The organism is Thermomonas mangrovi, assembly GCF_028201335.1.
Classification (GTDB): Bacteria; Pseudomonadota; Gammaproteobacteria; order Xanthomonadales; family Xanthomonadaceae; genus Thermomonas; species Thermomonas mangrovi.
The window spans coordinates 1-22,598 of sequence record NZ_JAPEVV010000002.1 but is presented as its reverse complement, the minus strand read 5'-3'; the positions used below and the strand labels follow the sequence as shown (position 1 = coordinate 22,598).

General features: G+C 71.4%; 21 protein-coding genes and 1 pseudogene. 17 read left to right on the top strand and 5 right to left on the bottom strand.

All coding sequences use genetic code 11. From position 1 onward, the window contains the following. Nucleotides 1–34 precede the first annotated feature (34 nt). A complete protein-coding gene (locus ON759_RS03795; protein ID WP_271679041.1) occupies nucleotides 35–2,110 on the bottom strand; it encodes a 3-hydroxyacyl-CoA dehydrogenase NAD-binding domain-containing protein in 2,076 nt (691 codons plus the stop codon). Between the two features lie 160 nt (nucleotides 2,111–2,270). On the opposite strand from ON759_RS03795, the gene rpoE reads away from it, so the two are divergent. The 9 genes from rpoE (at nucleotide 2,271) to recO (ending at nucleotide 11,153) form a co-directional block, all read left to right on the top strand. Further along, the gene (rpoE, locus tag ON759_RS03790; RefSeq protein ID WP_271679040.1) at nucleotides 2,271–2,891 is read left to right on the top strand and encodes an RNA polymerase sigma factor RpoE; all 621 of its coding nucleotides are present in this window, start codon (nucleotides 2,271–2,273) and stop codon (nucleotides 2,889–2,891) included. Continuing rightward, nucleotides 2,888–3,769 (top strand): RseA family anti-sigma factor, encoded by an 882-nt coding sequence (locus ON759_RS03785; RefSeq protein ID WP_271679039.1) that lies wholly within the window; start codon nucleotides 2,888–2,890, stop codon nucleotides 3,767–3,769. Before rpoE ends, ON759_RS03785 begins: the two co-directional genes overlap by 4 nt. A 48-nt stretch (nucleotides 3,770–3,817) precedes the next feature. Beyond that, nucleotides 3,818–5,356 carry a Do family serine endopeptidase gene (locus tag ON759_RS03780; protein ID WP_345780542.1) on the top strand — a complete coding sequence of 513 codons (1,539 nt, stop codon included), beginning with the start codon at nucleotides 3,818–3,820 and terminating at the stop codon, nucleotides 5,354–5,356. A gap of 142 nt (nucleotides 5,357–5,498) precedes the next feature. Then, a complete protein-coding gene (gene lepA, locus ON759_RS03775) occupies nucleotides 5,499–7,292 on the top strand; it encodes a translation elongation factor 4 (protein ID WP_271679559.1) in 1,794 nt (597 codons plus the stop codon). A gap of 154 nt (nucleotides 7,293–7,446) precedes the next feature. Further along, nucleotides 7,447–8,250, top strand: coding sequence for a signal peptidase I (lepB, locus tag ON759_RS03770; protein ID WP_271679558.1), 804 nt, complete (start codon nucleotides 7,447–7,449; stop codon nucleotides 8,248–8,250). A gap of 34 nt (nucleotides 8,251–8,284) precedes the next feature. Continuing rightward, the gene (locus ON759_RS03765) at nucleotides 8,285–8,665 is read left to right on the top strand and encodes a DUF4845 domain-containing protein (protein WP_271679038.1); all 381 of its coding nucleotides are present in this window, start codon (nucleotides 8,285–8,287) and stop codon (nucleotides 8,663–8,665) included. Next, nucleotides 8,649–9,329 (top strand): ribonuclease III, encoded by a 681-nt coding sequence (rnc, locus tag ON759_RS03760; RefSeq protein WP_271679037.1) that lies wholly within the window; start codon nucleotides 8,649–8,651, stop codon nucleotides 9,327–9,329. Before ON759_RS03765 ends, rnc begins: the two co-directional genes overlap by 17 nt. Continuing rightward, the gene (era, locus tag ON759_RS03755; protein WP_271679036.1) at nucleotides 9,326–10,264 is read left to right on the top strand and encodes a GTPase Era; all 939 of its coding nucleotides are present in this window, start codon (nucleotides 9,326–9,328) and stop codon (nucleotides 10,262–10,264) included. The genes rnc and era overlap by 4 nt, the downstream gene beginning before the upstream one ends. A 154-nt stretch (nucleotides 10,265–10,418) precedes the next feature. Further along, entirely contained in the window at nucleotides 10,419–11,153 is a 735-nt protein-coding gene (gene recO, locus ON759_RS03750) for a DNA repair protein RecO (protein ID WP_271679035.1), read from the top strand. On the opposite strand, the gene ON759_RS03745 is transcribed toward recO, so the two are convergent. Next, nucleotides 11,150–11,824, bottom strand: a complete 675-nt coding sequence (locus ON759_RS03745; protein ID WP_271679034.1) for a response regulator — start codon at nucleotides 11,822–11,824, stop codon at nucleotides 11,150–11,152. The genes recO and ON759_RS03745 overlap by 4 nt on opposite strands. A 33-nt stretch (nucleotides 11,825–11,857) precedes the next feature. On the opposite strand from ON759_RS03745, the gene ON759_RS03740 reads away from it, so the two are divergent. From ON759_RS03740 to ON759_RS03705, 8 genes are all read left to right on the top strand, one after another. Further along, nucleotides 11,858–13,888: an intermembrane phospholipid transport YdbH family protein gene (locus ON759_RS03740; protein WP_271679033.1), complete on the top strand. Its 2,031-nt coding sequence runs from the start codon at nucleotides 11,858–11,860 to the stop codon at nucleotides 13,886–13,888. Between the two features lie 14 nt (nucleotides 13,889–13,902). After that, on the top strand, nucleotides 13,903–14,508 hold the full coding sequence (locus tag ON759_RS03735; protein WP_271679032.1) for a YdbL family probable chaperone protein: 606 nt from the start codon (nucleotides 13,903–13,905) through the stop codon (nucleotides 14,506–14,508). Between the two features lie 93 nt (nucleotides 14,509–14,601). Beyond that, nucleotides 14,602–15,948, top strand: coding sequence for a 23S rRNA (uracil(1939)-C(5))-methyltransferase RlmD (rlmD, locus tag ON759_RS03730; RefSeq protein WP_271679031.1), 1,347 nt, complete (start codon nucleotides 14,602–14,604; stop codon nucleotides 15,946–15,948). Nucleotides 15,949–15,950: 2 nt separating this feature from the next. Further along, nucleotides 15,951–16,484 carry a CYTH domain-containing protein gene (locus tag ON759_RS03725; protein ID WP_271679030.1) on the top strand — a complete coding sequence of 178 codons (534 nt, stop codon included), beginning with the start codon at nucleotides 15,951–15,953 and terminating at the stop codon, nucleotides 16,482–16,484. Further along, nucleotides 16,478–17,545 carry a beta-N-acetylhexosaminidase gene (gene nagZ / locus ON759_RS03720; protein WP_271679029.1) on the top strand — a complete coding sequence of 356 codons (1,068 nt, stop codon included), beginning with the start codon at nucleotides 16,478–16,480 and terminating at the stop codon, nucleotides 17,543–17,545. The genes ON759_RS03725 and nagZ overlap by 7 nt, the downstream gene beginning before the upstream one ends. Then, the gene (locus ON759_RS03715) at nucleotides 17,542–18,099 is read left to right on the top strand and encodes a hypoxanthine-guanine phosphoribosyltransferase (protein ID WP_271679028.1); all 558 of its coding nucleotides are present in this window, start codon (nucleotides 17,542–17,544) and stop codon (nucleotides 18,097–18,099) included. The genes nagZ and ON759_RS03715 overlap by 4 nt, the downstream gene beginning before the upstream one ends. 152 nt (nucleotides 18,100–18,251) lie before the next feature. Then, nucleotides 18,252–19,001 (top strand): S-methyl-5'-thioinosine phosphorylase, encoded by a 750-nt coding sequence (locus tag ON759_RS03710; RefSeq protein ID WP_271679027.1) that lies wholly within the window; start codon nucleotides 18,252–18,254, stop codon nucleotides 18,999–19,001. A 98-nt stretch (nucleotides 19,002–19,099) separates the two neighbouring features. Then, nucleotides 19,100–19,306, top strand: coding sequence for a cold-shock protein (locus ON759_RS03705; protein WP_271679026.1), 207 nt, complete (start codon nucleotides 19,100–19,102; stop codon nucleotides 19,304–19,306). A gap of 66 nt (nucleotides 19,307–19,372) precedes the next feature. On the opposite strand, the gene ON759_RS03700 is transcribed toward ON759_RS03705, so the two are convergent. From ON759_RS03700 to ON759_RS03690, 3 genes and pseudogenes are all read right to left on the bottom strand, one after another. Next, complete coding sequence (locus ON759_RS03700; protein ID WP_271679025.1) at nucleotides 19,373–20,401, bottom strand: NAD-dependent epimerase/dehydratase family protein; 1,029 nt, start codon at nucleotides 20,399–20,401, stop codon at nucleotides 19,373–19,375. A gap of 5 nt (nucleotides 20,402–20,406) precedes the next feature. Further along, a complete protein-coding gene (locus tag ON759_RS03695; protein WP_271679024.1) occupies nucleotides 20,407–22,173 on the bottom strand; it encodes an ABC transporter transmembrane domain-containing protein in 1,767 nt (588 codons plus the stop codon). A gap of 31 nt (nucleotides 22,174–22,204) precedes the next feature. Then, nucleotides 22,205–22,598: pseudogene (locus ON759_RS03690) on the bottom strand (hypothetical protein); the annotation flags it as partial.

The following is a 22,598-nucleotide window of genomic DNA, read 5'->3' as shown; positions in this document are numbered from 1 at the left end:
CGCGTGTGCGGCGACGGACAGGGTGCGGCCAACCTCAGGGATTGGCTTCGCGCAGGGCCGGGTTGTCCCAGCCCGGGCGCGGGGCGAAGCGCTCGCCGTGCGTGGCCTGCAGCGCCTGCAACCGCGCGACCAGGGCGTCCGGGCCGACGCTGCGGATGTGCGCGATCGGGCCGCCGCGGAACGGCGCGAAGCCGGTACCGAAGATCACCCCCGCATCGAGCAGGTCGGCATCGGCGACCACGCTGTCGTGCAGGCAGGCCACCGCCTCGTTGAGCAGCGGCAGGATCAGCCGGTCCTCGAGGTCGGCCGGCGCCTCGTAGCCTGCCGGCACCTCGGGCTTGACCGCCTTCCCGTCCTTCCAGGCGTACAGGCCCTGGCCGTCCTTCTTGCCGCGCTTGCCGGCCTCGACCCCGCCCAGCGCCGCCGGGACCTGCAGGCCGAGGAACGGCGCCAACTCCCTGCCCACGCCGGCCGCCACGTCCAGTCCCACGGTGTCGAGCAGTTCGATCGGCCCCATCGGCATGCCGAACTTCACCGCGGCCTTGTCGATGACCGCGCCGGGGATGCCGTCGGCATGGGCGGTGGCGGCTTCGAGCATGTACGGGAACAGCACGCGGTTGACCAGGAAGCCCGGGGTGCCTGCGACCGGCACCGGGAACTTGCCCAGCGCCTTGCAGAACGCGGCGAGCCGGCGTTCGGTCTCCGGCGCCATGCGGTCGTGGTGGATGATTTCGACCAGCGGCATCTGCGCCACCGGGTTGAAGTAGTGCAGGCCGGCGAACTGCGCCGGGCGGTCGATGTGCTCGCGCAACTCGACCAGCGGGATCGACGAGGTATTGGTGGTCAGGAGCGCATCCGCCTTCAGCCGCGGCTCGAGGGTTTCGTACAGCGCGCGCTTGGCATCGGGGTTCTCGATGATCGCCTCGATCACCAGGTCGGCGGTGGCCGCGCCATCGCCGGCGAGGTCGCCCTTCAGTCGCGCCGCCACCGCCGGCCGCTTGGCCGGATCCTTGACCTTCTTCTCGAACAGCGCCTGCGCGCGCTGCAGGGCCGGGTCGATGAAGCGCTGCTCGCGGTCCTGCAGGGTGACCTCGAAGCCCTTGTAGGCCGCCCACGCGGCGATGTCGCCGCCCATCACGCCGGCGCCGACCACGTGGACGCGGGCGATCCCGGGGTCACCCTTGCCCAGCGCCTTCAGGCGCTCGGTGAGGAAGAAGATGCGGATCAGGTTGCGCGCTGTGGGCGTGCCGGCGAGTTTCACTACCGCGCGGCGTTCGGCATCCAGCCGTCCCTGCAGGCCCTTGCCGCCGGCCCGTTCCCAGGTCGCGATCAGCGCATGCGGCGCCGGGTAGAACGCCTTGGGCGCCTTGCGCGCGACCTGCTTGGTCATCTGCGGCGCCAGCAGTTTGCGCGCGAGCAGGGTGTTGGTCGCCCAGCCCAGCACGCGTTGCTTGAACGGGCGGGTGGTGCCGCGCAACGCGAGCGTTGCCGCCGCGTCGACCAGGTTCGCCGGCTCGACCACCTTGTCGACCAGGCCGATGCCGCGGGCGGCGCTCGCCGACAGCGCGCGGCCGGTCAGCATCATGTCCATCGCCGCCGGCGCGCCGACGAGGCGCGGCAGGCGGGCGCTGCCGCCCCAGCCCGGGAAGATGCCGAGCTGCACTTCGGGCAGGCCGATGCGGGTGGAGGGATCGTTGCTCGCCACCCGGTAGCGGCAGGCCAGCGAGATTTCGGTGCCGCCGCCCATGCAGAAGCCGTGGATCGCCGCGACGGTGGGGCAGGGCAGGCGGGCCAGCGACTGGAACACCACCTGGCCGCGGCGGATCGCGTCGTCCACCGTGCCCTTGCGATCGAACTCCTGGAATTCCTTGAGGTCGGCGCCGGCGATGAAGCCGCTGGCCTTGCCGGAGGCGACGACCACGCCCTTCGGCGGATCCAGCGCGATCCGTTCCAGCGCCGCGGCGAGTTCCAGCAGCGCGTCCTGCGAGAACGCGTTGACCGCGGCATCGGCGCGGTCGAAGTACAGCACCAGCACCCCATCGGGGCGCGGCTCGGGGCGCCAGTGGCGGAGACGGAGGCCATCGAAGCGCGCGGCGGAGGCGTCGGCCATGGGCGTACGATCCGGAGGAGTATGGAGGAACCCGTATCCTAGCCCGCGTGCACTTGAATACGTGTCAAACCGGCTTCAGGTAGGAACGGTCGCGGGAACTTCCGCGGCGCAGGATGGTCACAACGCCCGGACGCCGGGCCCAACGGGGGACCGGCACGCGATGGCCGAGGATGACGTGTCGGAAGCGCTGGACCAGGATCTCGTCGCCCGCGTGCAGCGCGGGGACAGCGCCGCCTTCGACCTGCTGGTGCGCAAGTACCAGCACAGGGTCGGTGCGCTCATTTCGCGCTACATCCATGACTGGGCGGAAGTGCAGGACGTCGCGCAGGACACCTTCATCCGCGCCTACCGGGCGATCGGCGGGTTCCGCGGCGACGCGCAGTTCTCCACCTGGCTGCACCGGATCGCGGTGAACACCGCCAAGAACCACCTGGTCTCGCACAACCGCCGCCCGCCCGCCGACGACATCGAGCTGGAGGATGCCGAGCAGTTCGAGTCCGGCCTGCGCCTGCGCGACAACGACACCCCCGAGCGCGAACTGATGCGCCAGCAGCTGGAACAAACGGTGCTGCGCGCGGTCGAAGAACTGCCGCCCGAACTGCGCGACGCGATCACCTTCCGCGAAGTGGAAGGCATGAGCTACGAGGAGATCGCCGAGCGCATGGATTGCCCCATCGGCACCGTCCGTTCCCGCATCTTCCGCGCCCGCGAGGCCATCGATGCACGGATGAAGCCGCTGCTCGACCAGGACGACACCGCCCGCAAGCGTTCGCACGCATGAAAGCGACCGACATGAACACCGACCACGCCGCCAACGACCTCACCCAACTGAGCAGCCGCGAACAATTGTCGGCGCTGATGGACAGCGCCCTGCCGGCTGACCAGACCCGTTTCCTGCTGCGCCGCCTGCGGCACGACGATGCCCTCGCCGGATGTTGGGAACGCTGGCGCATCGCCGGCGAAACCCTGCGCGGGCTCGCTCCCGCGCAGCGCCTGCCTGCCGATTTCGCCGCGCGCGTCGCCGCCGCCCTGCACGACGCGCCGCCGGTCGCGATGCCTGCCGCGCGCAATGCCACCGCGCCGTCCTGGGTGCGCTGGGGCGTGGGCGGGGCGATGGCCGCCTCGCTGGCGATGGTTGCGCTGATGGCCCGCCAGGCACCCGATGCAACCCCCGCCGGCGTGTCGATCCCGGCCCGGGTGGCCACCACGCAGGTGGCCGATCCCGCCCCGGCACCGGTGCACGCCCCCGATCGTGGCGCATCCGGGGAGGGCGCCGCGCAACAGGCGCTTGCCGCAGCCACCGCCGTGGCGGCCGTCGCGCGCCCGCTGCGCGAGTCCCGCCGTCCCGTCGGTGCCGGTCCGCGCCAGGGCGCCCGCCCCGATGCCGCAGTCCCCGCCCTGGTCGCCGAGGTCCCGGCGCCCGCCACCGAGCTGGTGGCCAAGCCCTGGCCGCGCACGATCCTGCCGCAGTACGCGAACGAGGGGCTGGCCGTGGGCTTCGGCGACGCCCCGCGTGCGCTGTTGTCCGAAGGCAATCCGTTCGCGGCACCGCCCGCGCTGGCCGGCTTGCCGGCGCCGCATGCCGCCCTCGCCGAGGCCGCGCCGCAGGACGACCCAGCCTCGCAGGCGAGCCCTGCCGAGGACGCCCCGCGTCCCTGAGACGGCGTCGCCGCATTTCCACGATTCGCACCCCACGAGGATCCCACGATGCCCGTCGACACCCCGCGTGCCGCGCTGCTCCGCCCCGTCCTGCTCTCCGCCGCACTGGCGGTCGCCGCCGGCGGCACCGCCGGCTGGTACTCCTCCGCGCATGCGCAGTCGCAGGCCGCCGCGCCGGCGCCGGAACTGGTCGCGGGGCTGCCCGATTTCACCCTGCTGGTGGACCGGGTCGGACCGGCGGTGGTCAGCGTCGAGGCGGAAGCCGGCGGCAAGCCGGCGGCGACCGCGCAACGCGCGCAGCCGCAGGTGCCGGATGCGCCGGACGATGACGAGGTGCCCGAGTTCTTCCGCCGCTTCTTCGGCCCCGGCATGCCTATGCCGGGCATGCCCGAGGGCGGCGCGCGCCCGCGCGGGGTGTCGCAGGGCACCGGGTTCATCATCTCCGCAGACGGCTACGTGCTGACCAACCACCACGTGGTCGATGGCGCCGATACCGTGCGCATCCGCCTGGCCGACCGCCGCGAGTTCACCGCGAAGGTCGTCGGCAGCGACGAGCAGTCCGACGTCGCCCTGCTGAAGATCGCCGCGAGCGGGCTGCCCACGTTGCGCATCGGCGACTCCAAGGCGCTGAAGTCCGGCCAGTGGGTGGTCGCGATCGGCTCGCCGTTCGGGCTGGACCATTCGGTGACCGCCGGCATCGTCAGCGCGGTCGGCCGCGCCAATCCCTACGCCAACCAGCGCTACGTCCCCTTCATCCAGACCGACGTGGCGATCAACCGCGGCAATTCCGGCGGCCCGCTGCTGGATACGCGCGGCCAGGTGGTCGGCATCAATTCGCAGATCTTCAGCAATTCCGGCGGCTACATGGGCGTGAGCTTCGCCATCCCGATCGACGTGGCGATGAACGCCGTGCAGCAGCTCAAGGCCACCGGCAAGGTCACCCGCGGGCAGCTGGGCATCGAGATGCAGCCGATGGGCCGCGACGAGGCGCGTGCGCTGAACCTCCCAGACGATCGCGGCGCGATGGTCAAGCGCGTGGTCCCGGGCGGCCCCGCGGAGAAGGCGGGGATCATCGCGCTGGACGTGATCCGCAGCGTGGATGGCCAGCCGATCAACGAGTACAGCGACCTGCCGCCGATCATCGGCGGGATGGCGCCGGGCGCGAAAGTGCGGATCGAGTTGATCCGCGACGGCAAGCCGCGCACGGTGACCGCGACCCTCAACGCGCTGGACGAGCGTGCCGCCGCGAACGATCCGGACGCGGGCGAGCTGGCCCCGCGCGCGCCGGCCGCGGCGCCGGCGAATGCGCTCGGCATCATCGGCGAGAACCTCGATGCGCAGCAGCGCAGCCGGCTCGGCCTGCAGCCCGGCGAGGGCGTGCGCGTCGCGCGGGTCGACGGCATCGCCGCCCGCGAGGCCGGCCTCCGCGCCGGCGACGTGATCCTGGCGGTGGGCCGCAACGACGTCGGCAGCGTGGCCGCGCTGGACGCGCAATTGCGCGCGGCCGGCGCCGGCAAGCCGGTGATGCTGCTGGTGCGCCGTGGCGGCGGCACGCAGTACCTCACCGTTACGCCGGGCGAGGATTGACCGCCCGGCCTCGGCGCCCTGGCCCGGACGGGGCGGGGGCGCCGCTGTGCGATAATGTTCCGTTGACTGGACGCCAGCCGCCCGCGCGGCCGGCGCAGCCCCCCGAAGATTCGCACAGCACGTCCCCATGCAGCCCGACGCCATGCGGTTCATCCGCAACTTCTCGATCATCGCCCACGTCGACCACGGCAAGTCGACCTTGGCCGACCGCATCATCCAGCTCTGCGGCGGCCTGCAGGACCGCGAGATGGAGGCGCAGGTGCTCGACTCGAACCCGATCGAGCGCGAGCGCGGCATCACCATCAAGGCGCAGTCGGTGTCGCTGCCGTACAAGGCGAAGGACGGCACCACCTACCAGCTGAACTTCATCGATACCCCGGGCCACGTGGACTTCAGCTACGAGGTCAGCCGCTCGCTGGCCGCCTGCGAAGGCGCGCTGCTGGTGGTCGACGCCGCGCAGGGCGTGGAGGCGCAGTCCGTCGCCAACTGCTACACCGCGGTGGAGCAGGGCCTGGAAGTGGTGCCGGTGCTGAACAAGATCGACCTGCCCACCGCCGACATCGACAAGGTGAAGGAGGAGATCGAGGCGGTGATCGGCATCGATGCCGCCGATGCCGTGGCGATCTCGGCCAAGACCGGGCTCAACGTCGGCGACGTGCTCGAGGCCATCGTGCAGCGCATCCCGCCGCCGGTCCCGCGCGACACCGACAAGCTGCAGGCGCTGATCATCGACTCGTGGTTCGACAACTACCTCGGCGTGGTCTCGCTGGTGCGGGTCATGCAGGGCGAACTCAAGCCCGGCGACAAGATGCTGGTGATGAGCACCGGGCGCGCCCACCAGGTCGACGCGGTCGGCGTGTTCACGCCCAAGCGCAAGGTGCTGCCGAAGTTGTCCGCCGGCGAAGTGGGCTGGATCACCGCATCGATCAAGGACGTGCACGGCGCACCGGTCGGCGACACCCTGACCCTCGCCAACGATCCCGCGCCGGCGCCCCTGCCGGGCTTCCAGGAGATGCAGCCGCGCGTGTTCGCCGGCCTGTTCCCGGTGGATGCGGAGGACTACCCGGCGCTGCGCGAGGCGCTGGAGAAGCTGCGCCTCAACGATGCAGCCCTGCGCTTCGAGCCGGAGAGCTCGGAGGCGATGGGCTTCGGCTTCCGCTGCGGCTTCCTCGGCATGCTGCACATGGAGATTGTGCAGGAGCGCCTGGAGCGCGAGTACGACCTCAACCTGATCAGCACCGCGCCGACCGTGGTCTACGAGGTGCTGAAGACCGACGGCGGCATCGTGCCGATGGACAACCCGGCCAAGCTGCCGCCGGTCAACATGGTGCAGGAGATCCGCGAGCCGATCATCCGCGCCAACATCCTCACCCCGCCGGACTACATCGGCAACGTGATCAAGCTGTGCGAGGAGAAGCGCGGGGTCCAGGTCGGCATCACCTACATGGCCAGCCAGGTGCAGGTGAGCTACGAACTGCCGATGGCCGAGGTGGTGCTGGACTTCTTCGACAAGCTGAAGTCGGTCAGCCGCGGCTACGCGTCGCTGGACTACCACTTCCTGCGCTTCGAGGCCGGCCCGTTCGTGCGCGTGGACACCCTGATCAACGGCGACAAGGTGGATGCGCTGTCGATCATCGTGCATCGCTCGCATGCGGACCGTCGCGGGCGCGAGCTGACCGAGAAGATGAAGGACCTGATCCCGCGGCAGATGTTCGACGTCGCGATCCAGGCCGCCATCGGGGCGCAGATCATCGCCCGCACCACGGTCAAGGCCTTGCGCAAGAACGTGCTGGCCAAGTGCTACGGCGGCGACGCGACGCGCAAGAAGAAGCTGCTGGAGAAGCAGAAGGAAGGCAAGAAGCGGATGAAGCAGGTCGGGCGGGTGGAGATCCCGCAGGAGGCCTTCCTCGCCGTGCTGCAGGTCGACAACAAGTAGGGCCGGCGCGCCACGGGGTGCCCCGCGGCCGGATGCCGGCGGCGGGCTACACTCCGGGCATGGGCAGCCCCCGCGTGGCGGGTGGGCGCCCGCCGGCCTCCAGGTGCGAGGCGACCCCACGGAAGGGCCGGGGGTTTCAGGAGGACGCGGCATGATGGTGTGGTTCGAGACGATCCTGGTGGTGCTGACCGCGCTGAGCGGGCTGGTGTGGCTGCTGGACAAGCTGGTCCTGGCGAAGCGGCGCGCGGTGGCGGCAGGGCCGCTGGAGCCGGCGCGCGAGCCCGTGCTGGTGGACTATTCCAAGGCGTTCTTCCCGATCCTCGTGCTGGTGCTCGGCCTGCGCAGCTTCATCGCGGAACCGTTCCGGATCCCGTCCAGTTCGATGATGCCCACGCTGCTGATCGGCGACTTCATCCTGGTCAACAAGTTCGCCTACGGGCTGCGTTGGCCGATCACCAACAAGAAGTTCATCGACATCGGCGAGCCCGAGCGCGGCGACGTGGTCGTGTTCCGGCCGCCGCACCATCCGCGCGAGGACTGGATCAAGCGGGTCATCGGCGTCCCGGGCGATACCGTCGCGTACCACGACAACCAGGTCAGCATCAACGGCAAGCGGCTGCCGTACCGGGTGGAGCGCATCTACCAGGGCGTGGGCCAGGGTGCCGATGCGACCGGCGCCACCGAATTGACCGAAGGCCTGCCGGGACGTCCGCATTTTGTCCTGGAGCACCCCGATGTCGCGTTCCTCCCGCAAGGGCAGGGCGAAGGGGAGTGGATCGTCCCGCCGGGGCATTACTTCGTGATGGGCGATAATCGGGACAACAGCGAGGACAGCCGTTTCTGGGGATTCCTGCCGGAGGCCAACCTGCGCGGCAAGGCGTTCCTGGTCTGGATGAACTTCGACAGCAGCGCCGACCGCTGGGTGGATGCCTCGCGCATCGGCAGCCGGATTCCTTGAGCCACGTTGGACGAACGGAGAGGGGAGTACCACGATGAAGCGCCTGCAAAGCGGCATGACCATGCTCGGGTTCCTGATCACCCTGTCGGTGGTGATCCTCCTGGCTTACTGCGCGATGAAGATCGTCCCGATGTACATCGAGTTCTATTCGGTGAAGAAGGCGCTGGCCAGCATGGCCAAGGAAGCCGACCTGGCCAACGCCCCGAAGGACAAGATCCGCGCGAGCTTCGCCCGGCACATGCAGATCGACTACGTCTCCGTGATCAAGCCGGAGATGCTCAAGATCGAAACGACCGATGCCGGCTACGACCTGCTGGTCGACTACGAGCGCCGCGAAGCCCTGATCGCCAACCTGGACGTGGTCGGCAAGTTCCATGCCGAGCAAGTGATGGCGCGTGGTGCCGGCGGCGAATGAAGCCGGGGCGCGGGCGCCCGGCGGGCATGCGTTCCGCGATCCGGCGTTGCTGGCGCAGGCGCTGACCCACCGCAGCGCCGGCAGCCCGCACAACGAACGCCTGGAATTCCTCGGCGACGCGCTGGTCAACCAATTTGTCGCGGAGGCGCTGTACCGATACTGGCCCAAGGCCGACGAAGGCGCACTGACCCGTGCCCGCGCCGAGCTGGTGCGCGAATCCGCGCTGGCCTCGATCGCACGCCAGCTCGACCTCGGGCCGCGGCTGGCGCTGGGGCCCGGCGAGATGAAGACCGGCGGGCACCGCCGCGATTCGATCCTCGCCGATGCGGTGGAGGCGCTGGTCGCCGCGATCTACCTCGACAGCGATTTCGCGACCTGCCGCGACGTGGTGCTGCCGTGGTTCGCGGGCATGATCGAGGCGCTGCCGCCGCCGAACAAGGTCGGCAAGGACGCCAAGACCCGCCTGCAGGAATGGCTGCAGGGGCGCGGCAAGCCGCTGCCGCTGTACGCGGTGGTCGAGGAAGGGGGCGAGGACCACGCGCGCATCTTCCGCGCCAGTTGCACACTGGACGAACCGCCGGTGCGCACCGAGGGCGAGGGCAGCTCGCGCCGGGCGGCGGAACAACAGGCGGCGGACGCCGCATTACGGATCATCGAAGCATGAACGACGAACCCCAGGCCGCCGGCGCGCAGCGCAGCGGCGCGATCGCGGTCATCGGCCGTCCCAACGTCGGCAAGTCGACGCTGGTGAACGCGCTGGTGGGCGCCAAGGTCAGCATCACCTCCAACCGCCCGCAGACCACCCGGCACCGCCTGCTGGGCATCGCCACCTTCCCGGGCGGGCAGCTGCAGCTGGTGGACACGCCCGGCATCCACGGCGAACAGGGGCGGCGCTCGGGCAAGGCGATGAACCGCATGCTCAACCGCGCGGCGCGCGGCGCGCTGGAAGGCGTGGACGCGGCCGTGCTGGTGATCGAGGCCGGGCGCTGGGACGCCGAGGACGGGCTGGCCTACGACGCGCTGCGCGATGCCGGCCTGCCGGTGGTGCTGGTGGTCAACCAGGTCGACCGGATCAAGGACAAGGGCGCGCTGCTGCCGTTCATCGCGCAGGTCGCCGAGGGCCGCGATTTCGCCGCGGTGCACCCGCTCTCGGCGCTCAAGCGCAGCGGTCTGGACGCGCTGGTGCAGACGCTGCTGGGGCTGGTGCCCGAGGCGGCGCCGATGTACGGCGAGGACGAGATCACCGACAAGAGCCAGCGCTTCCTGGCCGGTGAACTGGTGCGCGAGCAGCTGATGCGCCAGCTCGGCGAGGAGCTGCCGTACGCGACCACGGTCGAGATCGAGAAGTTCGAGGAGGAACCCTCGCCCAGGGCCGGCGTGATGTACCGCATCGACGCCGTGGTCTGGGTCGAGCGCGAGGGCCAGAAGGCGATCGTGATCGGCAAGGGCGGCGAACGCCTGCGCGAGATCGGCAGCCGCGCGCGCCAGCAGATGGAGCGCCTGTTCGATGCCAAGGTCTTCCTGCAGACGTGGGTGCGCGTGCGCGAAGGCTGGAGCGACGACGAGGCGGCACTGCGCGCGCTTGGCTACCACGACTGAAAACCCGTTCACGCGCCTGCTGCGCTCGGCATACGGCCAGCGTGCGATGCTCGGAATGCCCGTGGATCGGCACATCCACTCCGCTTCCTGCGATTCGCCACTGGCCGCCTGCCATCGCTCGCGACGGATCGTGAACGGGTTTTAGCGATCGGGCATGCGCTACGCCGCCGAACCCGCCTTCGTCCTGCATGCGCGCCCCTGGCGCGAGACCAGCCTGCTGGTCGAAGTGCTGAGCGCCGGGCACGGCCGCGTCGGCCTGGTCGCGCGCGGGGTGCAGGGACCGAAGCGCCACGTGTTGCGCGCCGCCCTGCAACCGCTGCAGTCGATCCGCTTCGATGCCGTGCAGCGGGGCGAGCTCGCGCAACTGGCTTCCGCGGAGGCGGTCGATGCCGCGCCGCTGTTGCAGGGCGATGCGGCGATGGCCGGTTTCTACCTCAATGAACTCTGCCTGCGTCTGTCGCCGCGCCTGGCGCCGCAGCCGGAACTGCACCTGGCCTATGCGCGCGCGCGCGAACGCCTGCGCGCCGGCGAGCCGCTGGCCTGGCTGCTGCGTCGCTTCGAGCGCGACCTGCTGGAGGCGCTCGGCCTGGGCTTCGAATGGCAGTGCGACGGCGACGGCGCCGGCATCGATCCCGCGGCGCGCTACCGGCTGGAGGCCGAGCACGGCCCGCGCCGCGTACTGGGGGAACGCGCCGGCGAGCGCCGCGAAAGCGCCACCGGCCTGGCCCTGCTCGCGCTGGCCGCCGACCAGCCGCCGCCGGCCGCCGACCTGGCCAGCCTGCGCCTGCCGATGCGCGCAGTCCTGTTGCACCACCTCGGCGGGCGCGGTCTCGCCTCCTGGGACATGCTCGGCACGCTGGCACGGCTGGCGCCAGCGCCCGGCGACTAGTCGAGCAGCGCGCCGGCTGCCGCATCGAAGCGTTGCCGCCGGTCGGCATCGCCGGGCGATGCCTGCAACGCCCGCACGGCCTCGGCCAGCCGCGCCGCACCGACGAAGCCGCAGCTGGCGACCAGGCGGTGCAGCGCGTCGCGCATCGCCGCGTGGTCGCCCGTCGCGGCCGCGGCCCTGATCCGCTCGCGCTGGCCGGGCAACTCCTGCAGGAACAGCGCGCGCAAGGCGTCGACGTGCGCCTGCTCGCCGCCGAGCGCGGTACGCGCCGCCTCGTCGTCCCAGGCCGGCGCGCCGGGGGCTCCCGGCAAGTGACGAAGCAGCGCGGCATGCAGGTCGGGCACGCCGATCGGCTTGCACAGCACGTCGGCGAACCCCGCCGCGAGCAGGCGTTCGCGCATCGGCGCGTCGGCGGCTGCGGTGTGGGCGAGCGCGGGCGTGGCATCGCCGCACGCGCGCAGCGCCTGCAGCAGCGATTCGCCGCGTCCGTCCGGCAGGTTGGCGTCGACCAGCCACAGGTCGAATCGGGTGGCGGCGGCTTCGGCCATGGCCTCGGCGAGCGTGCCGGCGCCGACCACCCGGGCCGGCAACGTGGCCGCGGCATCGCGCAGGAATGCTGCGCTCACGGGGTCGTCCTCGACCAGCAGCAGGCAGGGCAGGCGGGGATTCATCGCGGACTCCGGCGGGCTGGGTATGCTGCGGGCATGCGGCGCATCCCCATCTTACTGGCCTGCCTGGCACTGCTCGTGCCCGCGCTGGCCGGCGCGCGGACGATGCAGGCCCGCATCGCGCGGGTCGACACCCCGGTCGCGACGCTCGAGGAGGTCCGCCTGCGCGTGGACTGGCCTGCGGATGCGGCGGTCGGCGATTTGCAGGTATGGGTCGCGCGGGCGGATGCGGCCGACCTCGGCTACCGCTGGCGCGACCTGCACTGGCGCTGCCCGCTCCGCCGCGCCGAGGATGCCGGCTGGCGCTGCGCGGGCGCATTGCGTGCCGGCAACGGCGCGCCGCTGCAACTGGAGGTCGCGTTCGATGCGTCGAGCACGCACGCGGCATTGTCGCGGGGTGGCGCGCGGGTGGCGCTGGAACGCGATGCGGCCAGCCCCGACCTCACTACCCTCGACCTGCGGCAGGTGCCGGTGGCATGGGTGCAGGCGCTCGTCGCCCAGGCGTGGGCGGACGCCCGCTTGAACCGCGGCACGCTGGCCGGGCGCCTGCTGGTCACTGCGCCGAGCGGCGGCGCGCTGCGCGTGGAAGGACCGTTGCGGCTGCGCGACGTGGCGCTGGAAACGGCGGATGCCAGCATCGCCGCCGAAGGCGTGGGCGCTGACCTCGCCATCCGCTATCGCAGCGCTGCCGACGCCGCGGCGGTCGACGTCGATGGCCAGCTCCGCGGTGGCCAGCTGCTCGCCGGCAATACCTACGTGGCCCTGCCGGAGACGCCGATCGGGCTGGAAGTCGCGGCCCGGCGCGCGACCGGCGCCGGCTGGCGCGTGCCGCGCCTCGCCTGGCGGGATGGCGCCGCCCTGCAGGCAACTGCCTCGCTGGCCTTCGACACCGCCGGCGCGCTGACCCGGATGCACGTGGATGCGCGCAGCGACGACCTTGCGCCGGTGCGCTCGCGCTACCTCTCAGGTTGGCTGGGCCTGGCCGGGCTGGGCGAACTCGACCTGCATGGCGCGCTGCAGGTCGCCGCCGAGGTCGACGCGGCGGGGCTGTCGCGCATCGATGCCCGGCTGCAGGGCGTGGACATCCGCGACCCCGCGCAGCGCTTCGTGTTCGACGGCTTGCAAGGCGACCTGCGCTACTCCGCGGGCGCGGCGGTGGAGAGCGCACTCGCTTGGAATGGCGGCAAGCTCTATGGCCTGGAGTTCGGCGAGGCACGGCTGCCGTTCGCCAGCGCGGACGGCGTGCTGCGGTTCCGCGAGGACGCGCGGATGCCATTCATGGGCGGCCGCCTGACGGTGCACGACGTGGTCATCCGCCCGCCGCGGGGCGACGCCGGCGCCGACATCCGCTTCGGGCTGGTGCTCGACGATGTCGATTTCGGGCGGGTCTCGCAGGTGGTCGGGCTGCCGGCGTTCCAGGGTCGCCTGAGCGGGGCGATCCCGAACGCGCACTACGCCAACGAGCGCGTGGACTTCGACGGCGGCCTGTCGATGCAACTGTTCGACGGCCAGGTGGTGTTCACCTCGCTGGCGCTGGAGCGCCCGTTCGGGACTGCGCCCAGCCTCGGCGCGGACATCACCTTCGAGGACCTCGACCTGCTGCGGCTGACCGAGGTGCTGGGCTTCGGCAGCGTCACCGGCCGCCTCGACGGCCGCATCGACGGCCTGCGCCTGGTCGACTGGACGCCGGTCGCCTTCGACGCCTGGCTGGAGAGCGATCCCGCGCCCGAGGTCCCACAGCGGATCAGCCAGAGCGCGGTGCAGGACATCAGCAGCGTGGGCGATGCCTCGTTCGTGACCAGCCTGCAGGGCCGGCTGATCGGCTTCTTCGACGACTTCGGCTACCGCCGCCTCGGCATCGGCTGCCGCCTCGCCAATGAGGTCTGCAGCATGTCCGGCTTGCCCCATTCACACCAAGGTCAGGGGCAGGGCGCGTTTACTATCGTCCAAGGTGCGGGCCTGCCGCGGCTGGACGTGGTCGGCTACAACAGGTCCGTGGATTGGCCCACCCTGGTCGAACGCCTGCGCGCGGTCGGTTCGGGCGAAGTGGCCCCGGTGGTCGAATGACGAGGAGCGATGCGATGCGGCAATGGTTGGGGATCCCGGTGGCAGGTGCCTTGCTGCTCAGCGCCTGCGTGACGATCAATGTGTATTTCCCGGCGGCGGAAGCGAAGGAAGCTGCCCGCGAGTTCGTGGAGAAGGTGATCGACCAGGCCGACAAGGTCGAGGTCAAGCAAACCCCGGCGGGCGGTGGCGGGATGGCGATGCTCGAGCGTCGCTTCGATTTCGATCCTTGGATGCTGGTCGGCATCGGCAGCGCGCAGGCGCAGTCGGCGCCGGACATCACCATCAAGACGCCGGCGATCCAGGCGATCCAGGCGCGCATGGAAAGCCGCTTCGACGCCAGCCTGCGCGGCGGCTTCGACAGCGGCGCGCTGGGCTTCACCGCCGACGGCATGGTCGCGGTGCGCGATGCCGGCAAGCTGGAGTTGAAGGACCGGGTGGCGGTGAACGCCGCGGTCGCCGACGACAACCGCGACCGCAAGGCGGTGTACCGCGAGATCGCGGTGGCCAACGGCCATCCGGAGTGGGAAGCGCAGATCCGCGAGGTGTTCGCGCGGCAGTGGGTGGCCAGCGCCAAGGCGGGCTGGTGGTACCAGTCCGGCGGCGCCTGGAAGCAGAAATAAGCCGGTTGGTACGGCACCTGGCGGCCCGCCGTCGCGGGCCGTCGGCGCGCCGGCATCTGCGACAATAGGCGGCCATCCGCCGTCCCCGTTCCCGTGGCCCGCCTCGACCAGACCCCGAAGACCGTTTCCATCGTCGACCTCAGCCACGACGGCCGCGGCGTGGCGCGCTGGCCCGAAGGCGATGCGCATGCCGGCAAGACCGTGTTCGTGGCCGGCGCCTTGCCGGGCGAGACGGTGAGCGTGCAGCAAACCGCGCGCTCCAGGCATTTCGACGAGGCGAAGACGCTGGAGGTCATCGCGGCGTCCCCCGACCGCGTCACGCCGCGCTGCCCGCATTTCGGCACCTGCGGCGGCTGCGTGTTGCAGCACCTGGCCGAGGACCGGCAGATCGCCTACAAGCAGCAGGTCCTACTGGATAACTTGCAGCGCATCGGTCATGTCGCCCCGGCAACGGTGTTGCCGCCGCTGCGTGGCGACAGCTGGGGCTACCGCCGCAAGGGCCGGTTCTCGGTGCGCCGGGTCGAGAAGAAGGACAAGACGCTGGTCGGGTTCCGCGAGCAGGACCCGCGCTTCGTCGCCGACATCGCCGAATGCCATGTCGTGGTCCCGCAGCTGGGCTTCAAGGTGGCCGAGCTCGGTGCGCTGGTCGACGGGCTGGATGCGCGCCGCGACATCCCGCAGATCGAATTCATCGCCGGCGAGGCACGGACCGCGCTGGTGTTCCGCCACCTGCAACCGCTGTCCGATGCCGACAAGGCCAGGCTCGAGGCGTTCGGCGCCGAACAGGGCTTCGCGATCTTCCTGCAGCCGGGCGGCATCGACTCGGTGCAGCCATTGTCGGGCGAGGCGCCGCAGCTGACGTTCCGGATGCCGCAATGGGATGTGGACCTGCTGTTCCGCCCGCTCGACTTCATCCAGGTCAACGCCAAGCTCAACGAGGCGATGATCGCGCGGGCACTGGACTTGCTCGACGTGCAGCCGGGCGAGCGCGTGCTCGACCTGTTCTGCGGCCTCGGCAACTTCACCCTGCCGTTGGCGCGCGCCAGCGGCGACGGCGCCGTGGTCGGCGTGGAGGGCGATGCCGGGCTGGTGCAGCGCGCCCGTGCGAACGCCGAACGCAACGGCCTGGGCAACCTGCAGTTCTTCGCCGCCGACCTGGCGCAGGACCTCGCCGGCCAGCCGTGGCTGAAGGCGGGGTTCGACAAGCTCCTGCTCGACCCGGCGCGCTCGGGCGCGATCGAGGTGCTCAAGCAGCTGCCGCTGAAGGGCCTGAAGCGCATCGTCTACGTGAGCTGCCACCCGGGCTCGCTGGCGCGCGACGCCGGCTGGCTGGTCAACGAGGCGGGCTGGACCCTGCGCGAGGCCGGGGTCATGGACATGTTCCCGCATACCGCGCACGTCGAATCGATCGCGGTGTTCGACCCGCCGAAGAAGGGCTGAGGATGGGCATCGAGATCGAGCGCAAGTTCCTCGTCGTCGGCGACGACTGGCGCGCCGCCGCGCAGCGGGTGGTGCCGATGGCGCAGGGCTACCTCAACGACCTGGCCATGGTCGATTCCGGCGCGATGCAGGCCTCGGTGCGCGTGCGCATCGAGGGCGATGCCGCCTTCCTCAACATCAAGTCCCGCGAAGCGGGCCCGAGCCGGCAGGAATTCGACTACGAAATCCCGGTCGCCGATGCGCGCGCGCTGCTCGCGCTGTGCGTGGGCGGCATCGTCGAGAAGCGGCGGCACTACGTCCAACGCGCCGGCCACCTGTGGGAGATCGACGAATTCCTCGGCGACAACGCCGGCCTGGTGGTCGCCGAGATCGAGCTGGACGACGTCGACGAAGCCTTCGAGCGGCCCGCCTGGCTGGGACCGGAGGCGACGCACGCGCAGCGCTACTACAACCTCGCGCTCGCCGCGCGCCCGTATTCGCAATGGCAAGGCGACGAACGCCGTGCCCTGGACCTGGAGGAGCCCGCGTCATGCTGATCATCGGCATCGCCGGACACACGCTCGCGCCGCATGAGCGCGAGTGGCTGCACCACGACGCCTGCGCCGGCGTGATCCTGTTCGCCCGCAACTTCGCCTCGCGCGGGCAGGTGGCGGAACTCACCGCCTCGTTGCGCGAGGCCGCGCCGCGCCCGCTGCTGGTCTGCGTGGACCAGGAAGGCGGTCGCGTGCAACGCTTCCGCGACGGTTACAGCGCACTGCCGCCGCTGCAGGGCTTCGATGCGTTGTACCGGCGCGATCCCGCGGCCGCATTGGCGTTGGCCCGCGAGCACGCGTGGCTGATGGCCAGCGAAGTGCGCGCGACCGGCGTGGACCTCAGCTTCGCGCCGGTGGTCGACCTCGGGCGCGGCAACCGCGCGATCGGCAACCGCGCGTTCTCGCCGGCGCCGGAGGTGGTCGCCGCGTTCGCGCGCACCTACGTCGAAGGCATGCACGAGGCCGGCATGGCCGCGACCCTCAAGCACTTCCCGGGACATGGCTCGGTGCCCGAGGACACGCACTACGAGGTGGCGGTGGACGATCGCCCGCTCGAGGCGCTGCGCGCGCTCGACCTGGTGCCGTTCCAAGCCGGCATCGCCGCCGGTGCCGACGCGGTGATGATGGCGCACGTGACCTATCCGCAGGTGGCGCCGGAACCCGCCGGCTACTCGCCGCGCTGGATCAAGGAGATCCTGCGCCAGGACATGGGCTTCCGCGGCGTGGTGTTCGCCGACGACATCGGCATGGCCGCGGCATTCGGCGCGGGCGGGGTGAAGGCCCGCATCGACGCGCACCTCGATGCCGGCTGCGACGTGGTGCCGGTCTGCCATCCGGACCTCGTGCCGGAAGCCCTGGCCGCGATGGCTGGTCGTCGTTCCGACACCATGGCGCTGGCCGGGTTGCTGGGTCGCGGCGCGCTCGGCTGGGATGCCTTGCTCGCCGATGCCCGTCGCGACGTGGCGCAGGCGCGGCTGGCGGGGGTGCCGGTGGCGGATGCCGATGCGGCGGCGACGTCGGGCGCCAACGATGCCGGTTACGTCCGCGTGGAGGGGATCGCATGAGCGCGCCGAAGTTGGCGGATGCGCTGGCCACCGCGTGCGTGGTCCACGACCGCGCGACGCTGGAAGCCGCGATCGTGCGCATGGCCGGCGAGATCCGCGCGGCCTATGCCGAGGGCGAGGTGCCGCTGTACCTGACGGTGATGAACGGCGGGCTGCCGTTCGCGGCGCAGCTCGCGTTCGCGCTGGGCGAACTTGGGCTGGACCTGGAATTCGACTACCTGCACGCCACCCGCTACCGCGGCCAGACCACCGGCTCCGGGCTGGCGTGGCTGCACCGGCCGGCCACGCCGATGCGCGGGCGCAAGGTGCTGCTCGCCGACGACATCCTCGACGAGGGCCATACCCTGCTCGCGGTCAAGCATTGGTGCGAGGACCAGGGCGCGACCGAAGTGCGGGTGGCGGTGCTGGCGGAGAAGGTGCACGACCGCTGCGTCGAGGGCATCTGCGCCGACCATGTCGGCGTGCAGGTGCCGGATGCGTACGTGTTCGGCTACGGCATGGATTTCCACGAGCAGGGGCGCAACCTGCCGGTCATCTACGCATTGGGTGAGTAAACGCGTTGCATGCCCGCGCCGGCGGCGCTTTGCCGGACACGCCGTGAATACGTCCATGTAGGCTTCTCGGCGACATCCATGTCGCCGAGAGTCCGGCAAAGCGCCACCGGCACGTGCATGCTCATCGAAGTGATCCGAGGGAAGAGCAAAAGATGACCATCGAACTCGCGGTGATCGGCGGCACAGGCGTCTACGCGCTGGGCGCACTGGCCGACGTCGCATCCCACCAGCCGGTCACCGCCTACGGTGCGCCGTCCGGGCCGATCCGGGTCGGCCTGTGTGCCGGCAAGCGGGTGGCCTTCCTCGCCCGCCACGGCGAGGGGCATTCGCTGCCGCCGCACCGGATCAACTATCGCGCCAACCTCGCCGCGTTGAAGGCGCTCGGCGCGCGCCGCGTGCTGGCGCTCAACACGGTGGGCGGCATCACCGAGCGCTTCGGTCCGCGCGTGCTGGCCTGCCCGGACCAGCTGATCGACTACACCTGGGGCCGCATTTCGACCCTGTGCGAAGAGCCGGGCAGCGAGGTGCTGCACGTCGACTTCGGCGATCCCTACACGCCGTCGCTGCGCGCCGAGGTCATGGCCGCCGCGACGCGCGCGGGCGTGGCGGTCGTCGACGGCGGCTGCTATGGCGCCACCCAGGGGCCGCGGCTGGAGACGCGTGCCGAGATCGCACGCATGCGCCGGGACGGCTGCGACCTGGTTGGCATGACCGGGATGCCGGAAGCCGGCCTGGCCCGCGAGCTCGGGCTGGACTACGCGAGCCTCGCCATCGTCGCGAACTGGGCCGCCGGTGCCGGTCCGGACGTCGACGAGGTGATCACCCTGCAGGACGTGCTGGACAACGTGGCCGCGGCGATGGCGGGCGTGCCCGCGCTGCTCGGGGCCTTGCTCGCCGGATAACGGCCGCCGTTGCAAGCGTCGCCGGTTGTTGCATACTCGCTCGCGCCGCCGCATGCGGCGGCATTTCCGGCAACGCTCACGCAAGAGGTCATCGCACCATGCAGTACGGCACCGTGAAGTGGTTCAACGACGCCAAGGGGTTCGGCTTCATCTCCCCCGAGGACGGCAGCGCAGACGTCTTCGTGCATTTCTCGGCGATCGATGCGAAGGGGTTCCGCAGCCTGCAGGAAGGCCAGCGGGTCAGCTACGAAGTACAGCAGGGCGCCAAGGGCGCACAGGCCGCCGGGGTCAAGCCCGTCGCCTGAGCGCAGCGCGCGCAGGCATCTTGAAGCCCCGCCTTGGCGGGGCTTTTTTCTGCGCCACGGGCGGGATCAGGCGCGCAACAGGCCTTGCGCGCGCAGGCTCGCGGCGGTCGCGACCAAGGCGTCCTCGCGGCTGCGCGGCGCCCACTCCAGCAGGCGTCGCGCCTTGTCGCTGCTCGCGTTCTTGCGCCGCCCGAGTTCCGGCAGGATCTGCTTCACCGCGGGATCGGCCAAGGCCGCCAGCTTCACCAGCCAGTCGGGCAGAGTGCGGTTCGGCACCCGCCGCGCATCGTCGCCCAGGCGCGTGCGCAGGACCTGCGCCATGTCGCGCACCCACATGAAGTCGCCTGCGGTGGCGAGGAAGCGTTCGCCCGCGGCGGCCGGCGCATGCAATGCGCGCAGGTGCAGGTCGACCACGTCGCGCACGTCCACCACCCCGAACTCCAGGCGCGGGCAGCCGGGCAACGCGCCGTCGAGCAGGCGTTGCACCAGCAGCACCGAGGTCGCGAAGTCGGCGCCGAGCACCGGGCCGAACACGCCGACCGGGTTGACCACGGACAGTTCGAGGCCGCCGCCCTCGCGCGCGATGAAGTCCCAGGCCGCGCGTTCGGCGAGGGTCTTGGAGGCGATGTAGGGCGAGATGCCGGGACCCTCGAGGTCGGTCCAGCTCGCCTCGTCGTAGGGCGCGTCGCGGTCGGGATGGCCGTAGCCCACCGCCGCGAACGACGAGGTCAGCACCACCCGCCGCACGCCGGCATCGCGCGCCGCGCGCAGCACGCGCAGGGCACCGTCGCGCGCCGGCACGATCAGCTCGTCGGGATGCCGCGGCAGGCGCTCGGGGAAGGGCGAGGCGACGTGCAGCACCCCGGCGCAGCCGGCGACCGCCGCTGTCCAGCCGGCATCCTCGGTGAGGTTCGCGTGGTGGAAGCGCAGCCTGTCCCCGGGTTCGACGCCGGCCTGCGCCAGCATCGCCAGCACCGCGTCCGCGCGCGCAGGGCCGCGCACCGTGGTCCGCACGGTATGGCCTTCGGCCAGCAGCCGCGCGATCGCATGCGCGGCGATGAAGCCGGAGCCGCCGGTGACCAGGATCGGGGCCATTGCGGTCAGTCGAGGAACTGCAGCCTGGCGAGGTCGGCGTACAGGCCGCCCTGCGCCAGCAATTCGGCGTGGGTGCCCTCGGCGACGATCCGGCCCGCGTCCATCACCACGATGCGGTCGGCCTTGAGGATGGTCGCCAGCCGATGCGCGATCACCAGGGTCGTACGGCCGGCCATCAGGTTCTCCAGCGCGTGCTGCACCGCGTGCTCGCTCTGCGCATCGAGCGCGGACGTCGCTTCGTCGAGCAGCAGGACCGGCGCGTCCTTCAGCAGGGCGCGGGCGATCGCCACGCGTTGTTGCTGGCCGCCGGACAGGCGCGCGCCGCGTTCGCCCAGCTCGCTGGCGAAGCCCTCGGGCAGCGCGTCGAGGAATTCATCGGCCTCGGCGGCCTCGGCGGCGCGACGCACCTCGTCGTCGCTGGCGTCCAGCCGCCCGTAGCGGATGTTCTCGCTCGCGCTGGCGGCGAAGATCGTCGGCGCCTGCGGGACCAGGCCGATCGCCTCGCGCAGGCGCAGCGGATCGAGCCGGCGGATATCGATGCCGTCGAGCAGGATCCGCCCCGACTGCGGGTCGTGGAAGCGCAGCAGCAGCGACAGCACCGTGCTCTTGCCGGCGCCCGAAGGGCCGACCAGGGCCACGGTCTCGCCCGGGGCGACGCGTAGCCGGAAGCCGGCGAGCGCGGCGGTGTCGGCGCGCTGCGGGTAGTGGAAGGTCACGTCCTCGAACACGATCTCGCCGCGCACCGGCAGCGGCAACGGCTGCGGATCCGTGGGCGGCACGATGCCCGGCGCTTCCTGCAGCAGGTCGTTGATCCGGCCCATGCCGCCGGCGGCCTTCTGCAGCTCGTTCCACACCTCGGCCAGTGCAGCCACCGAGCCGCCGCCGAACAGCGCGTACAGCACGAACTGGATCAGCGTGCCGGCGCTCATGCGGCCGGCGATGACGTCGTGCGCGCCCGACCACAGCACCAACGTGATCGCGCCGAAGAACAGGGTGATCGTGGTCCCGGTCATCAGCGATTGCGCGCCGATCCGCTTGCGCGCGGTGGCCACCGCATTGGCCACCGCATCGGCGAAGCGGCCGCGTTCGTAGTCCTCGCGGGCATGTGCCTGCACCGTGCGGACCGCGCCCAGGGTCTCGGTGGCCAGGGCATTGGCATCCGCGACGCGGTCCTGGCTGTGGCGGGAGATCTTGCGGATGCGGCGCGCACCGAGCACGACCGGCAGCACCGCGGCCGGGATCCCGACCAGCGCCCAGGCCGCCAACCGCGGGCTGGTCACGAACAGCATCGCCAGCGCGCCCGCCGCGGTGATGGTGCTGCGCAGGGCGATCGACATCACGCTGCCGACGATGTTGCGGATCAGCTCCACGTCCGCGGTCAGCCGCGAGACCAGTTCGCCGCTGCGGGTGCGGTCGTGGAAGCCGGCATCGAGGCTGATGAGGTGCGCATACAACTGGGTGCGCAGGTCGGCGACCACGCGTTCGCCGAGCAGGGAGACGAAGAAGAAGCGGGCGGCGGTCGCGACCGCCAGTGCCACCGCGACCACGAACAGCAGCAGGAAGGCGCGGTCGATGTCGCCGGCGCTCCCGCTGCGGAACCCTTCGTCGATCATCGTGCGGAACGCGACCGGCAGGCTCAGCGAGGCGGCGGAGGACAGCGCCAGCGCGCACAGCCAGGCGCCGAACAGGCCGCGATGGCGGCGCACGAACGGCCACAGCGCGCGCAGGGAGCCGATGGGCGCCTTGGCCGGCGCCGGGGTGGGGGAATCCATGCGTGCATGGTAGCCGCTGGCGGCGCTGCGATCAGCGCTCGAGCTTGCGCAGGTCCGGCGGCAGCGCGGTGTCGGGATGGCGACGCCGGAATTCCGCGAGGCTGGCCTTGGCGGCATCGACCTCGCCCTGCCGCAGCAGGTCGCGGATCCGTTCCAGCCAGGCCTCGCGGGCTTCCGGCGAATCCATGGTCGCCGGCGGCACGTCCTCGCCGGGGTCGTCGACGCTGACGGTATCGAGCGTGGTCGCGTCGGCGGCGCGTTCGGCCTCGTTGCGCGCGGCGGGGGGCGCATCGCGCATCGCCGCCTTGGCCTGGATCGCGGGCGCGGGTGGTGGCGGTGCGGGCGCGGACGCCGCCGCCGCGGCTGGCGGACTGGCCGGCTCCGCCGCGAGCGCGCCGGCCGCCTCGTCGTGGAAATGCTCGAAC